This is a genomic window from Enterobacter cloacae complex sp. HYC080_NIDB (assembly GCF_056673325.1).
This window is the reverse complement of the sequence record NZ_CP114212.1, coordinates 1,353,607-1,367,916: the sequence shown is the minus strand read 5'-3', so window position 1 is coordinate 1,367,916 and position 14,310 is coordinate 1,353,607. Positions and strand designations below refer to the sequence as shown.

The following is a 14,310-nucleotide window of genomic DNA, read 5'->3' as shown; positions in this document are numbered from 1 at the left end:
GGCAGCGCCATCTGGCCCTGCCCTTTTCAGTTATCAGGCCTCGGGTTCCTGATCCGGTACCACCACGCCTTCGCGCGGCTCATCCGGGTTTGGCGCGGGCAGATTCATCAGCTTCGCCAGAACGCTTGCCAGTTTCAGGCGCATTTCCGGACGGCGGACGATCATATCGATGGCGCCTTTCTCAATGAGGAACTCACTGCGCTGGAAGCCCGGCGGCAGTTTTTCACGAACGGTTTGCTCAATGACGCGAGGACCAGCGAAACCGATCAGTGCTTTTGGCTCAGCAATGTTCAGATCGCCCAGCATCGCGAAGCTTGCAGAGACGCCACCCATGGTTGGGTCGGTCAGCACGGAAATGTAAGGCAGACCGCGTTCCTGCATTTTCGCGAGCGCCGCAGAGGTTTTCGCCATCTGCATCAGAGACATCAGCGCTTCCTGCATACGTGCTCCGCCAGAGGCAGAGAAGCAGATCAGCGGGCAGTTATCTTCCAGCGCTTGCTCAACGGCACGCACAAAACGTGCACCCACGACAGAGCCCATTGAGCCACCCATAAAGGAGAACTCAAACGCCGCGGCGACAACCGGCATTTCATGCAGGGTGCCTTTCATGACGATCAGCGCGTCTTTCTCGCCAGTCTCTTTCTGTGCAGAGGCAAGACGATCTTTGTATTTTTTGGAATCGCGGAACTTCAGCACATCTTTTGGCTCAAGCTCGCTGCCCAGTTCTACCAGTGAACCTTCGTCCAGCAGGCTATGCAGGCGGTTACGCGCCGACATACGCATATGGTGGTCACACTTCGGACACACTTCAAGATTGCGTTCCAGCTCTGCACGGTACAGAACCTGGCCGCAGCTATCACACTTCGTCCATACCCCTTCAGGAATGCTCGCTTTGCGCGTTGGGGTAATGTTGCTTTTAATTCGTTCAATCCAGCTCATTGATAACCTTTCTGCCTGAACCTGGTCGTATGCCAGTTTTGCTATAAGAGGCGAATAATGCCATTTTTGCCTCCAACAGACCATGAATGTTGCACATTAAAACATAACAGCCCGAAACTTTGGATAAAAAAGTGGTCGAACCGCCAGCGTGCATTTACTTCGCTTGCTTTGCCGCCGCGCGTTTGTGACGAATAATCTCAATAACGCCAGGCAGTACGGAAAGCACAATAATCGCTACAATCAGTAACTTAAGGTTTTCCTGAACCACCGGCAAGTCGCCAAACAGGTAGCCTGCATAGGTAAACAACAGCACCCACAGCAGCGCGCCCACGACGTTATACATCGCAAAATGACGATAGGACATATGCCCCATTCCCGCCACAAACGGTGCAAATGTGCGCACAATAGGCACAAAACGCGCAAGGATAATGGTTTTTCCGCCATGACGTTCATAAAACGCATGGGTTTTATCTAAATAGCTGCGACGGAAAATTTTAGAATCAGGATTGCTGAACAAGCGCTCACCGAACACCCGGCCAATGGTATAGTTGACGGCATCCCCGATAATTGCGGCAATCACCATCAACACCACCATCAGATGCACGTTCAAATCATTGGTCGGTAGGGCCGATAACGCACCCGCAACAAACAGCAGGGAGTCCCCCGGCAGGAAGGGGGTAACGACCAGACCGGTTTCACAGAACAGAATGAGGAACAGGATGGCATAAACCCAGACGCCATACTGCGCGACCAGTTCCGCCAGGTGAACATCAATATGCAGAATGAAATCAATCAGAAAACGTATTACGTCCATATTGTCTAAGCCTTAATTGCACCTTTGTTTAGTCCGCTAAAAACAGCGGGCCCATTGGCGGTTTTGGCAGGTCAAACCGATCCGGATAGTCTACCGCAACCAGATACAGTCCTTCTGCTTTCGCCGTGGCTGCCGCAAGCGTTCTGTCCTTCGCTGCCAGCAGGTCTGCAATCCAGCTCTCCGGCTGGTGTCCGGCACCCACTTCCATCAGGCTGCCTACAATATTCCGCACCATATGATGTACAAAGGCATTGGCTTTGATATCCACCACCACATACGCGCCAAAACGGCTGACGTTTATGTGCATAACGTTACGCCACGGCGTACGGGACTGACATTGCACCGCACGAAACGACGTAAAGTCATTTTCACCAATCAGACACTGCGCCGCACGATGCATGCGTTCAGCATCGAGCGGTTCATAAAAATGCGTTACGCCCTGGCTTAGCACCGCCGGACGCAGACGCTGGTTGTAGATGACATAGCGGTAGCGACGCGCCGTCGCGCTGAAGCGCGCGTGAAAATCATCCGGCACAGCTTTCACCCAACGCACCGCAATGTCACCAGGTAAATTCGCATTTACACCCAGCGTCCAGGCGGCATCTTTGCGCACGGCAGTGGTTTCAAAGTGGACCACCTGCCCGGTACCGTGAACACCCGCATCCGTACGGCCTGCGCACAGAACGTTAATCGGCTCGTTTGCCACCTGAGAGAGCGCTTTCTCCAGCTTTTCCTGGACGCTACGCACCTCATTCTGACGCTGCCAGCCATAATATTTACTGCCATCGTACTCGATACCGAGGGCAATTTTATGAACCGGCTTTTGTTCCACTTCTGACATCAGTACAGGTACTCCTGCACCAGTTTCTCAGCAATTTTGACCGCCATCAGCGCGCCGCCAAAACGAACGTTGTCCGCAACGGACCAGAATTGAACCTGCTCCGGCATACCGTAATCGTTCCGCACGCAACCGACTGAAAGATGGGCGCTACCGGTGGCGTCACCGACCTGCGTCGGAAACTCGCTCTCTTCGGAAAGTACGATATCTTCACCGCGGCCAAACGCATCGCGCGCTTCTTCCGCCGCCAGCGGGCGCAGGGCTTCAAAACCTACCATCTGCGCGTGACCGTAGAATACCGGCGACTGCACGACGTTTGCGGAGATCATCAGCCCCTCATCCTGCAGAATTTTGCGCGCTTCGTCGACGATACGGCGCTCTTCGCGCACGGAACCTTCACGATCCGGCAGCAGTGGCAGCATGTTGAACGCCAGTTGGCGACCGAAGAAATCATCCTCATCAATCGGGATACCGTTCAGCAGCTTCGCGCTCTGCCCGGCCAGCGCATCGACGGCCTTTTTGCCATTTGCGGAGGCAGACAGCAGGCTGGTGACGGTGATACGCGACAGGCCACCGTCGTCAATCAGCGGTTTCAGCGCGGTCAGCAGCTGGCTGGTCAGACTGTTCGGTACCGCGATAATATTACGGTTACGGTAGTCAGCCAGGACATACGGGTTGACGTCCGGCACCACCAGCGGCACGTCCGGCTCCATGGCGAACAGACCGCTCAGGTCGATCACCAGGCAACCTGAATTGGTCGCCTCTTCGATGTAAGACGCCGTGGCTTCAGCACCTGCGGCGAAAAATGCCAGCTGCGCCTGGGTCCAGTCAAACGCAGCCGCATCCTGGACCATGACGGATTTACCGTTAAAGCGCAGATGCTCACCCGCGCTATCGGTACGCGCCAGCGCATAGATATCGCCCACCGGGAACTGACGCTCAGCAAGGGTTTCGAGCAGGGCTTCGCCCACGGCACCGGTGGCACCTAAAATGGCAATGTTCCAGCCTTCAGACATGGTGGTTTACTCCAGAAATAAAAAAGCGTCCCTGCCGGAGTATCCGACAGGGAGCATTAAGAAGACATTAATGCGCCGGGTGATGAACGGCGTTAAAACCCAGTTTTTTCAGCAGCGTCGCGGCCGTTGCGTCGTCGCACATCACATACAGGGACGACCACTCGCGGCGCTCAACATAGTTCTTACGCAGCTTGTCAAATTCACCCGGGATCCCCGCCACTTTACGCAGCAGCGCATCATCGCGGCGCACATCATACACCAAATGCACCAGCCTTTTCAGCGTTGCCTGATCGAGCGGGCCATGCAGGGTAATGCGGCCAAATTCAGGTGCGGGAAGTAAGGTATCCAGCGCCACCTGCTGCGGATGGCCAATAAACGCGCTGTAGGCTTCAAACACCTGCGTTGTGCCGCGGGCTTTGCCTTCAAGCGTATAGCCCGCGATATGCGCAGTGGCTACGTCCACCTTGTTAAGCAGTTCAACGTTAAGATCCGGCTCCGGCTCCCAGACGTCCAGCACAACGCGGAGGTCTTGTCCTTCATTCAGACATTTCAGCAGCGCGGCGTTGTCCACCACCGGGCCACGGCAGGCATTTATCAGAATAGTGCCAGCCTTCAGACGACGGATCAGTGCTTCATCGGCAAGATGCAGGGACGTATAGGGACCCTCTTTAAACAGCGGCGTGTGGAACGTCAGGACATCGCACTGTTCAACCAGCTCATCCAGCGAGCGGAAATCCCTTTCCTCACCGTTGTCTTTACGCGGCGGGTCGCACAGCAGCGTGCGAATACCTAACGCCTCCAGGCGCTTTTGCAGGCGTCCACCCACATTACCCACCCCGACGATCCCCACGGTGCGGTCTTTCAGCACAAAACCGTCGCGCTCGGCCAGCATCAGCAAAGAGGAGAAGACATATTCCACGACGGCAATAGCATTACAGCCGGGCGCGGCGGAAAAGCCGATCCCCGCCTGCTTCAGCCATTGGTCATCCACATGATCGGTCCCTGCCGTTGCGGTTCCGACAAACTTAATCGCTTTTCCGGCGAGCAACGACGCATTTACTTTGGTCACCGAGCGCACCATCAGCGCGTCTGCGTCATCCAGTTCGTTGACCGGGATCGGGCGACCAGGGACAGCCTTAACATTACCCAGGCGGCTAAACAGCTCACGGGCATAAGGCATATTTTCATCAACGAGGATTTTCACGTCTGAGTACCTGTTTGAGAGGAAGTAAACCTGCCAAGTGTGCCATAATCTGGCCGCCAGGCATATACGTCTGCCAGGTTTACGCTGAGTTTTGACTTTAAGGATTTTTGACGATGCAGCCCATTTCAGGTACGCCGCCACGCCCTCCGGGTGAAGGCCCTGTCACGCCAAACGTTGCCGGTGAACAACCGCTATCCACGCAACAGCGCACCGTGCTGGAGCGACTGATCACGCGCCTGATTGCGCTGACTTCGCAGCAAAACGCGGAAGTCTGGGCCGGGGTAAAGCATGATTTAGGCGTAAGGAACGACGCACCGCTGCAGTCGCGACATTTCCCTGCTGCCGAGCAAAATCTCAACCAGCGTATTACGACCGCACAGCAGAACCACACCACGCGGCAGATTGTCACGCAACTGACCGAGCTGCTCGGCCAGGGAAATAACCGTCAGGCGGTCAGCGACTTTATTCGCCAGCAGTATGGCCAGACTGCCCTGAGCCAGCTGACGCCAGACCAGCTTAAAACCGTGCTGACGCTGTTGCAGAACAATCAGCTGTCTATCCCACAGCCGCAGCTGCGGCCAGCGACCGAGCGTTCGCTGCTGCCTGCTGAGCACAACACGCTGAATCAAATGGTGACCAAACTGGCCGCCGCCACCGGCGAGTCAACAAAGCTTATCTGGCAATCCATGCTCGAACTGTCCGGCGTAAAGGCGGGCGAGTTGATCCCGGCCAAACAGTTTCCCCATCTGGTGACCTGGCTACAGGCGCGCCAGACGCTCAGCACCCAGAGCGCCCCTACCCTGCATACCGTTCAGGCTGCGCTTAAACAGCCGCTGGAACCGCACGAGTTCGAGGCGATTCGGGATTACGCCCAGCAGAACTGGCAGGCGACACCGCAAACGGTACTGACCACCGCGCAGGTGCAGGATGTGCTCAATCAGATCTTCGTGCGCCGCGCCGAGCGGGAAGGCGGCGTACCGGAGGCAAGAAACATTCAGCCGATCTACAGCCCGCTTTTTGCGCCCGTTGTGGAGACGTTCAGAACGCTTTCTGCCCGTCCGGGATTGTTGTTTATTGCGTTACTGATTGCACTGGCGATTTTCTGGCTGGTTGCTTAACACTGCCGGGTGGCGGCTTCGCCTTACCCGGCCTAAGGCCAGTGCGGTTGTAGGCCCGGTAAGCGAAGCGCCACCGGGCAAAAACTACGACCGGCGAAACGCCACCAGCGTCACCACAATACCCATCACTGCAGAAACAGCACCGGCCAGGAAGACGGACGGATAGCCAAACGAGGTGGCCAGCAGTCCGGCCAGCGGTCCGGTTACTCCGTATGAGATATCCTGAAACGCCGCATAGCCGCCGAGTGCTGTACCACGCACCTGCGGGGCCACACGCTTCACGACTTCCACGCCAAGCGCCGGGAAAATCAACGAGCAACCGCAGCCGGTGAGTGCTGCGCCAATCAGCGCGACAGAGGCGACCGGTGCGTGCCACAGCAGCAGCAGGCCAACGGTCTCTATCATCAGCGATGCCACCGCCACCTTCACGCCACCAAAGCGATCCGGCATCCAGCCGAAGAACACGCGCATCAGCACAAACGCCCCGCCAAACGCGGTGAGCGTAAATCCGGCCATCGCCCAGCCGCGGCTCATAAAGTAGAGCGAGACGAACGTGCCAATCACCGCAAAACCTACGCCCTGCAGCGCCAGGCCCAGACCCGGCTGCCAGATTTGGCCGATCACGCTCCACAGGGAAGGACGCTCCCCTTTGTGAGCGGGTACCTTACGTACCGAGCCGTTAAACGCCCACGCCAGCAGCGGCAACACCATGGTGGTGGCTGCCAGCGCCGCAAAGCCAAACTGGCTATTGATCAGCAGTCCCAGCGGTGCACCAGCGGCCAGCGCGCCATAAATAGCCATGCCGTTCCAGGACATCACTTTGCCCGAACGAGCAGGCCCCACCAGGCCCATTCCCCAGGTCAGGGTACCGGTCAGCAGCTGGCTTTCACCAAAGCCAAGGATTAAACGTCCCAGCACCAGCAGCGCAAATTTATACCCTGCGTCTACCGGCAAAAGCGCGGCTAACAGCCATGCCCCGCCCGCCAGACCACAGGCAAACATCCCCTGTAACGCCGAGCGTTTTGCACCATGCTGATCTGCCAGCCGTCCGGCGTACCCGCGGGTTAGCACCGTGGCTAAAAACTGAATGCCCACGGCAATGCCGACCATGGTGTTGCCATAGCCGAGTTCCTGATGAACGAACAGTGGGATCACCGGCAGCGGCAGGCCAACGGTCATGTAGGTCAGAAATACCGCAAAGGCGATTCGGAAAAGGGAAAGGTTACCGGAAGGGGCGCTCTTCTCTGGGATAACAGCCTTCATGCATAACTCCGTGTTGAGGCATAAAAAAAGGGAACCTTCCGGTTCCCTTCTACTATACATTCAAACGCTTATGCTTTGTACTTACGCATTACCAGCGTCGCGTTCGTGCCGCCGAAACCGAAGCTGTTAGACATGACGGTGGTCAGTGTCGCTTCCGTTGGTTTCGTCACGATGTTCAGGCCAGCAGCCTGCTCGTCCATCTCATCAATGTTGATGCTTGGGGCGATAAAGCCGTTTTCCAGCATCAGCAGAGAGTAGATCGCTTCCTGCACGCCCGCAGCACCCAGAGAGTGACCGGTCATTGCTTTGGTGGCAGAAATTGCCGGGCTGTTGTCGCCGAAGACTTCGCGGATTGCACCCAGCTCTTTCACGTCGCCTACCGGAGTAGAGGTACCGTGAGAGTTCAGGTAGTCGATTGGCGTATCAACGCCGTGCATCGCCATCTTCATGCAGCGCACCGCACCTTCACCGGATGGCGCAACCATGTCGGCGCCATCAGACGTTGCGCCGTAGCCCACGATCTCAGCGTAGATATGCGCACCACGTGCCAGCGCGTGCTCCAGCTCTTCAACCACAACCATACCGCCGCCGCCTGCGATGATGAAGCCATCACGGTGCGCGTCGTAAGTACGGGACGCTTTTTCCGGGGTTTCGTTGTACTTGGTGGACAGAGCGCCCATCGCGTCGAACTCACAGGCCATTTCCCAGCCCAGCTCTTCGCCGCCGCCAGCAAAGACGATGTCCTGTTTACCCAGCTGGATCTGCTCAACCGCGTTACCGATGCAGTGTGCGGACGTCGCACACGCGGAACTGATGGAGTAGTTCACACCGTGGATTTTGAACGGAGTGGCCAGGCATGCGGAAACCGCAGAGCCCATGGCTTTGGTGACCACGTACGGACCTACCGCTTTCAGACCACGCGGGCTACGCATTGCGTCAGCACCGAATACCTGCGCTTTAGATGAGCCGCCGGAACCAGCGATAAGACCTACGCGGGGATTGTTCTGGTAAACTTCCGCGCTCAGACCTGCATCTGCAATCGCTTCCTGCATGGAGAGATAAGCATAAATAGAGGCATCGTTCATGAAACGAACCACTTTGCGGTCAATCAAACCGGTGGTGTCCAGTTTGACGTTACCCCATACGTGGCTACGCATACCTGAATCTTTAAACTCTTCAGAGAAAGTGATCCCGGAGCGTCCTTCACGCAGAGATGCCAGGACTTCCTGCTGGTTATTACCGATGCTGGAAACAATGCCCAGGCCAGTAATCACTGCACGTTTCATTCAATACCTCTGTAAGTCGCACTATAGTAAGTTTCGAGTCGCACAATAGCGTACACTTGTACGCCGAACAAGTCCGATCAGACATTTTCTGCGGAAATTTGCACCGATGGACTCACATCGTTAAGATCGTGCCACTGCCTGTCAGACGAGTAACTTACGTGAAACAAAACGCTATACAACCCGCCAACCTCGAATTCAACGCTGAGGGTACACCTGTTTCCCGAGATTTTGATGACGTCTATTTTTCTAATGATAACGGACTCGAAGAAACTCGCTATGTTTTCCTCGACGGAAACCAGCTCAGCACCCGCTTCCCGGAGCATCCGCGGAGCCTGTTTGTGGTCGCGGAAAGCGGATTCGGCACCGGGCTCAATTTTCTGACCCTCTGGCAGGCGTTTGACCAGTTTCACGCTGCCCACCCTGAGGCTACGCTACAAAGATTACATTTCATCAGTTTCGAAAAATTCCCGCTCACCGCGCACGATCTACGCCTGGCCCATCAACGCTGGCCGGAGCTTGCCACCTGGGCTGAACAGCTTCAGGCGCAGTGGCCGCCTCACATTGGGGGGTGCCACCGTCTGATTCTGGACGGCGGACGCGTGACGCTGGATTTGTGGCTGGGCGACATCAACGACCTTACCGATAAGCTTGATGATGCGATGAATCAGACGGTGGACGCGTGGTTCCTGGACGGTTTTGCGCCTGCCAAAAACCCGGATATGTGGAGCCAGCATCTGTTTAACGCAATGGCGCGACTGGCGCGTCCGGGCGCAACGCTCGCCACCTTCACCTCAGCAGGCTTTGTTCGCCGCGGCTTGCAGGAAGCGGGCTTTACCATGCAGAAAACCAAAGGTTTTGGCCGCAAGCGCGACATGCTGGTCGGCAGGATGGAGCAGACGCTGGACATCCCCGCCAGTGCACCCTGGTTTGCGCGCAGCGCCAGCGCGTCACGGGAAGTGGCGATAGCAGGCGGAGGGATCGCCAGCGCCCTGCTGTCTCTTGCGCTTATCCAACGTGGCTGGCAGGTGACGCTTTATTGTGCTGACGATGCGCCAGCAGGTGGGGCCTCCGGCAACCGCCAGGGGGCGCTCTATCCCCTTTTAAGCGCGCACGATCCGGCACTGTTCCAGTTTTTCCCGGCGGCCTTTACCTTTGCCCGTCGCCTGTATGATGCCCTGCCGGTGACGTTCGATCATGAATGGTGCGGCGTGACGCAGCTCGGCTGGGATGAGAGAAGTCAGCAAAAAATCGCGCAGATGCTGTCCCTGGGACTGCCGGAAGACATTGCGCGGGCGGTAAGCGCGCAAGAGGCCGCCGACACCACCGGCGTTGAAACCGGCTGCGAGGGCATTCAGTATCCGCTCGGCGGCTGGCTGTGCCCGGCTGAACTGACCGCTGCGGCGATTGACCTTGCGCAGTCACGCGGGCTGACGGTCTACTATGCCCACAAGGTTGAATCGCTGTCCCGAACAGAACGCTGGAATTTGCGTTTTGCTGATGGCAAAGAGGCAAGCCATGCCAGCGTTGTGCTGGCGAACGGACATAGCATCAACCAGTTTATCCAGACAGAATCCGTGCCGGTTTATCCGGTCGGCGGCCAGGTGAGTCATATCCCTACTACGTCCGAACTGGGCAAACTGCGTCAGGTGCTGTGCTATGACGGCTATCTGACGCCACAAAATCCGTCTAATGGTCATCACTGCATCGGGGCGAGCTATCATCGTGGCGAAGCGGATATGCGCTACAGCGAGGCGGATCAACAGCAAAACCGCCAGCGCCTGATTGACTGCTTCCCGGATGCAGCGTGGGCGAAAGAGGTTGACGTCAGCGAAGGCGCGGCCCGCTGTGGCGTGCGCTGCGCAACACGCGATCATCTGCCGATGATGGGGAATGTGCCGAACTATGAGGCAACGCTTGAAGCCTATCACGACCTTGCAAACCACCAGGAAACGGCGGTAGCTGCACCGGTTTATCCCGAACTGTTTATGCTGGGTGGGCTGGGTTCGCGTGGATTGTGTTCTGCACCGCTACTGGCTGAAGCCTTAGCCGCACAAATGAGCAACGAGCCGCTACCGCTTGACAGAACAACGCTTGCGGGGCTGAACCCGAATCGATTGTGGGTGCGGAAACTGCTGAAGGGGAAGAGGGTTAAGTAGGGTGCGGACTGATCCCCTCTCCCACAGGGAGAGGGGATATTCGTAGGCCCGGTAAGCGCAGCGCCACCGGGCGAAATACGATGACTTAGCGTTTAGCCTGCTGGAACAAAGTGTCCCACATGCCCAGCACCAGAGACTGGTCGCGCGGGGACAGTTCACCCGCCTGAATCGCCTTTTCCAGGCTGCGGGTGACTTCATCATGCACTGCTTCGGCAGAATGATCGTCTCCTGCCTCCAGCTCGGCAACAGCCAGCGTCAGGTGACCACGCAGATAACCGCTGGCGAACAGCTCATCATCACTGGCGTGTTCCACCATGTCATCAATTAACGCCAGAATGCGTGATTCAAATTCTGCGATCATCTTTTTTCCTCAGTTAAAGATCTTCCGGCCAGGGGAAGCATTCCGCCGTGATCACCGGCGTGTGGTAATAATTCTGTAACGCCTCGATCAGGCGGGCCGGACGTTCCGGGATGCCTTTCTCAAGATATTCCATCACCTGTGCATGCACGCGGCGCTGGAAGACGATACGGTCTGGCTCGAAGTCGCCTTCGAGGTTGTCACAGCTGACGTTGAACGGGAAACCCGCCGCGACACAGAATAGCCATTCCAGCGCCTGCGGTTTCACTTCCACATCTTCAAACTGGCCCTGGGTTGCGGCGTCGCGTCCGTCCGGACAGTACCAGTAGCCGAAGTCCACCAGCTCGCGACGCGCTTTCCCCGCAATGCACCAGTGCGAAATTTCATGCAGCGCACTGGCGTAAAAGCCGTGCGCAAAGACGATCCGGTTGTACGGCACTTCGGCATCAGCAGGAAGATAGATCGGTTCGTCGTCGCCTTTAATCAGACGGGTATTAAAATCATCAGCAAAGCAGCCGTTAAAAATCTCAATCAGCTGTTCGTAGTTATGCGTACTGTTCATTAGTTCATCCCCAACCAGTGGAGGATCTCCTGTCCATGGCTGTCATAAAGAAGCTTTGCGCTCATGACCGCCGAAACGATGACGATCATCGGGCGAATCAGCTTCTGTCCTTTGCTTAATACCAGGCGCGAGCCCACGCGCGCGCCCAGGAACTGCCCTGCCATCATGACAAAACCGGTTGCCCAGATGACCTTGCCGCCAATGATAAACAGCAACAGGCCACCAAGGTTAGAGGTCGCATTAAGCACTTTGGCATGGGCGGTAGATTTAGCGAGGTTAAACCCGGCCAGCGTCACAAACGCCAGCGCGTAAAACGAGCCTGCGCCCGGACCAAAGAAGCCGTCGTAAAAACCGACGCAGCCCCCGGCTATCAGGGCAAACGGCAAGCCATGCAAGCGACGCTGACGGTCTTCTTCACCGAGCTTTGGCATCAGCAGGAAGTAGAGACCGATGCAGATAACCAGAATCGGCAGGATCTGGCGCAAAATATCGGACTGTACGTGCTGCACCAGCAGCGCGCCCGACGTCGAGCCGATAAAGGTCATCAGAATATTGAGCTTCTGATCGGCGAGGCTCACCACCTTGCGGCGGATAAAATAGAGTGATGCTGAAAGCGAGCCGCCGCAGGCCTGAAGTTTGTTGGTGGCCAGTGCCTGAGCGGGGCTCATGCCCGCCGCCAGCAGTGCGGGTACCGTTAACAACCCGCCGCCGCCAGCAAGCGCATCAATAAACCCGGCTAACATGGCAACAAAAAACAGCACCACCAGCAGCAGCGGGGACACCATAAACAGATCGACGAAATTATCCATTAAAGTACATGCTCATCCAGTAGCGCCTGGCAGGAAGGCGGCAACGGAGGCGGTGTCTTCTTCTCAGGCTTAGAGGTTCCAGGTTTTGCCGGTTCAAACCAGCTCTGCAGCTCCGCACCGCAGCCATCGCCTGGCGGAGGTAACGGCTGATCTTCACATTCCAGGCTGTTTGCCGGGCAACGCAAACGAACGTGCATGTGCGCACGATGCTGGAACCACGGGCGCACTTTGCGCAGCCAGTCGCGGTCAGTTCCGGCATCCAGGCAGAGCTGTTGTTTGATGGCCGGATTCACAAAGATCCGCGTGACGTCATTATCTTCTGCTGCCAGCTTGATCATGCTGGACACATCCCGCGTCCACAGGGAGGGCACCACGCGCTTACCGTCACTCGCCACCAGATCCAGCGCCTGCGGTTTCAGAAGTTGCGCGGACGTCCAGCGTGTTTTCGGTAGCTGCAGGAAGATATCGACATCCAGTCCGGTCTGGTGGCTGGCGTGCCCGCCGTTAAAGCGCCCGCCCGCAGGCATGCCCATATCGCCAATCAGCATCGTCCCCAGCCCCAGGTTATGTACCTGGTTTCCCAGTCGCTGAATAAACAGCACCAGGTCAGGGTGACCGAAGTAACGGCGCTGGTCGGTACGCATCACCTGATAAGTATCCGATTGCAGCGGAAGTGCCTGCGCGCCGACGATGCAGCCGTTCGAAAAGGCGCCGATAGACTGCGCGCTGCCCGCCACCGGATGGGTGATCTTTTGCCACGGCGTGGCGGCCAGACTGGCTCCACTGGCGAGCAGCGCCAGCAGAGCAATTGCGGTTTTTTTCATGGTTACCAGCGTGGAATGGTGGTCGTCACATCCGCATTCTGCGCGCGCTGGCGCAGGAAGTGATCCATCAGCACGATCGCCAGCATCGCTTCTGCGATCGGCACCGCACGGATCCCCACGCAAGGATCGTGACGTCCTTTGGTGATCATCTCAACTTCTTCGCCAGAGCGGTTAATCGTGTGGCCCGGCACGGTAATGCTGGAGGTTGGCTTCAGGGCAATATTCGCAACAATCTGCTGCCCGCTGCTGATCCCGCCGAGGATGCCACCCGCATGGTTGCTCTGGAAGCCCGCTTTCGTGATTTCGTCGCGGTTCTGGCTGCCGCGAAGCTGAACCACGTCAAACCCGTCGCCAATCTCTACGCCCTTCACCGCGTTGATGCTCATCAGCGCGTGCGCAATGTCAGCGTCGAGACGGTCAAACACCGGCTCGCCCCAGCCTGGCGGCACGCCGTCGGCCACCACGGTGACCTTCGCCCCAATGGAGTCACCCTCTTTTTTCAGGCCACGCATCAGCTCGTCCAGCGCATCCAGCTTGTCGGCATCGGCGCAGAAGAACGGGTTTTGCTCAACCTGGTCCCAGTCTTTAATGGCCAGCGGAATATCACCCATCTGGGTCAGACAGCCGCGAATGACGATGCCAAATTTCTGCTGCAGGTATTTTTTGGCAATGGCACCCGCCGCCACGCGCATCGCGGTTTCACGCGCGGAAGAGCGTCCGCCGCCGCGATAGTCGCGGAAACCGTACTTTTGCTCGTAGGTATAGTCAGCGTGGCCCGGACGGAATACGTCTTTAATAGCGCCGTAGTCCTGAGAACGCTGGTCGGTGTTTTCGATAAGCAGACCAATGCTGGTCCCGGTGGTGCGGCCTTCAAAGACGCCAGAGAGAATTTTGACCTGATCCGGCTCGCGACGCTGCGTGGTGTAGCGAGAGGTGCCCGGACGACGGCGGTCAAGGTCGTGCTGCAAATCAGCTTCAGTCAGTTCGATGCCGGGCGGTACGCCGTCAACGATACAACCTAAAGCCAGCCCGTGCGACTCACCAAAGGTGGTCACGCGGAATATCTGTCCAATACTATTTCCTGCCATCACGGCTCCGATGTTGTTGTTTGTGTTTGAGCGTT

14 protein-coding genes are annotated in these 14,310 nt (G+C 57.2%); 2 read left to right on the top strand and 12 right to left on the bottom strand.

What is annotated here, in order from left to right; genetic code table 11:
- Window positions 1–33 precede the first annotated feature (33 nt).
- The 5 genes from accD to pdxB all read right to left on the bottom strand — a co-directional run bounded on the left by accD (window position 34) and on the right by pdxB (window position 4,811).
- On the bottom strand, window positions 34–939 hold the full coding sequence (accD, locus tag O1723_RS06520) for an acetyl-CoA carboxylase, carboxyltransferase subunit beta (protein ID WP_014884667.1): 906 nt from the start codon (window positions 937–939) through the stop codon (window positions 34–36).
- A 154-nt stretch (window positions 940–1,093) separates the two neighbouring features.
- Complete coding sequence (locus O1723_RS06515; RefSeq protein ID WP_014884668.1) at window positions 1,094–1,753, bottom strand: DedA family protein; 660 nt, start codon at window positions 1,751–1,753, stop codon at window positions 1,094–1,096.
- Between the two features lie 28 nt (window positions 1,754–1,781).
- Window positions 1,782–2,594 carry a tRNA pseudouridine(38-40) synthase TruA gene (gene truA, locus O1723_RS06510; RefSeq protein ID WP_014884669.1) on the bottom strand — a complete coding sequence of 271 codons (813 nt, stop codon included), beginning with the start codon at window positions 2,592–2,594 and terminating at the stop codon, window positions 1,782–1,784.
- Window positions 2,594–3,607, bottom strand: coding sequence for an aspartate-semialdehyde dehydrogenase (locus O1723_RS06505; protein ID WP_023330985.1), 1,014 nt, complete (start codon window positions 3,605–3,607; stop codon window positions 2,594–2,596). Before O1723_RS06505 ends, truA begins: the two co-directional genes overlap by 1 nt.
- A gap of 67 nt (window positions 3,608–3,674) precedes the next feature.
- A complete protein-coding gene (pdxB, locus tag O1723_RS06500; RefSeq protein WP_014884671.1) occupies window positions 3,675–4,811 on the bottom strand; it encodes a 4-phosphoerythronate dehydrogenase PdxB in 1,137 nt (378 codons plus the stop codon).
- Window positions 4,812–4,924: 113 nt separating this feature from the next.
- Here pdxB and flk point away from each other — a divergent pair, with 113 nt between their 5' ends.
- The gene (flk, locus tag O1723_RS06495) at window positions 4,925–5,929 is read left to right on the top strand and encodes a flagella biosynthesis regulator Flk (protein ID WP_014884672.1); all 1,005 of its coding nucleotides are present in this window, start codon (window positions 4,925–4,927) and stop codon (window positions 5,927–5,929) included.
- Between the two features lie 84 nt (window positions 5,930–6,013).
- Here the strand turns inward: flk and O1723_RS06490 are convergent, their stop codons facing one another.
- Both O1723_RS06490 and fabB read right to left on the bottom strand, forming a co-directional pair.
- On the bottom strand, window positions 6,014–7,192 hold the full coding sequence (locus O1723_RS06490) for an MFS transporter (RefSeq protein ID WP_014884673.1): 1,179 nt from the start codon (window positions 7,190–7,192) through the stop codon (window positions 6,014–6,016).
- Between the two features lie 68 nt (window positions 7,193–7,260).
- The gene (gene fabB, locus O1723_RS06485) at window positions 7,261–8,478 is read right to left on the bottom strand and encodes a beta-ketoacyl-ACP synthase I (protein WP_014884674.1); all 1,218 of its coding nucleotides are present in this window, start codon (window positions 8,476–8,478) and stop codon (window positions 7,261–7,263) included.
- Window positions 8,479–8,636: 158 nt separating this feature from the next.
- Here fabB and mnmC point away from each other — a divergent pair, with 158 nt between their 5' ends.
- A complete protein-coding gene (mnmC, locus tag O1723_RS06480; protein ID WP_014884675.1) occupies window positions 8,637–10,634 on the top strand; it encodes a bifunctional tRNA (5-methylaminomethyl-2-thiouridine)(34)-methyltransferase MnmC2/FAD-dependent 5-carboxymethylaminomethyl-2-thiouridine(34) oxidoreductase MnmC1 in 1,998 nt (665 codons plus the stop codon).
- A gap of 85 nt (window positions 10,635–10,719) precedes the next feature.
- Here the strand turns inward: mnmC and O1723_RS06475 are convergent, their stop codons facing one another.
- The 5 genes from O1723_RS06475 to aroC are packed head-to-tail and all read right to left on the bottom strand — an operon-like array spanning window position 10,720 to window position 14,275.
- On the bottom strand, window positions 10,720–10,995 hold the full coding sequence (locus tag O1723_RS06475) for a YfcL family protein (protein WP_014884676.1): 276 nt from the start codon (window positions 10,993–10,995) through the stop codon (window positions 10,720–10,722).
- A gap of 13 nt (window positions 10,996–11,008) precedes the next feature.
- The gene (locus tag O1723_RS06470) at window positions 11,009–11,554 is read right to left on the bottom strand and encodes an elongation factor P hydroxylase (RefSeq protein ID WP_014884677.1); all 546 of its coding nucleotides are present in this window, start codon (window positions 11,552–11,554) and stop codon (window positions 11,009–11,011) included.
- Window positions 11,554–12,363, bottom strand: a complete 810-nt coding sequence (locus O1723_RS06465; protein WP_014884678.1) for a sulfite exporter TauE/SafE family protein — start codon at window positions 12,361–12,363, stop codon at window positions 11,554–11,556. Before O1723_RS06465 ends, O1723_RS06470 begins: the two co-directional genes overlap by 1 nt.
- A complete protein-coding gene (gene mepA / locus O1723_RS06460) occupies window positions 12,363–13,187 on the bottom strand; it encodes a penicillin-insensitive murein endopeptidase (protein WP_014884679.1) in 825 nt (274 codons plus the stop codon). Before mepA ends, O1723_RS06465 begins: the two co-directional genes overlap by 1 nt.
- Before the next feature lie 2 nt (window positions 13,188–13,189).
- On the bottom strand, window positions 13,190–14,275 hold the full coding sequence (aroC, locus tag O1723_RS06455) for a chorismate synthase (RefSeq protein ID WP_014884680.1): 1,086 nt from the start codon (window positions 14,273–14,275) through the stop codon (window positions 13,190–13,192).
- Between the last annotated feature and the right edge of the window lie 35 nt (window positions 14,276–14,310).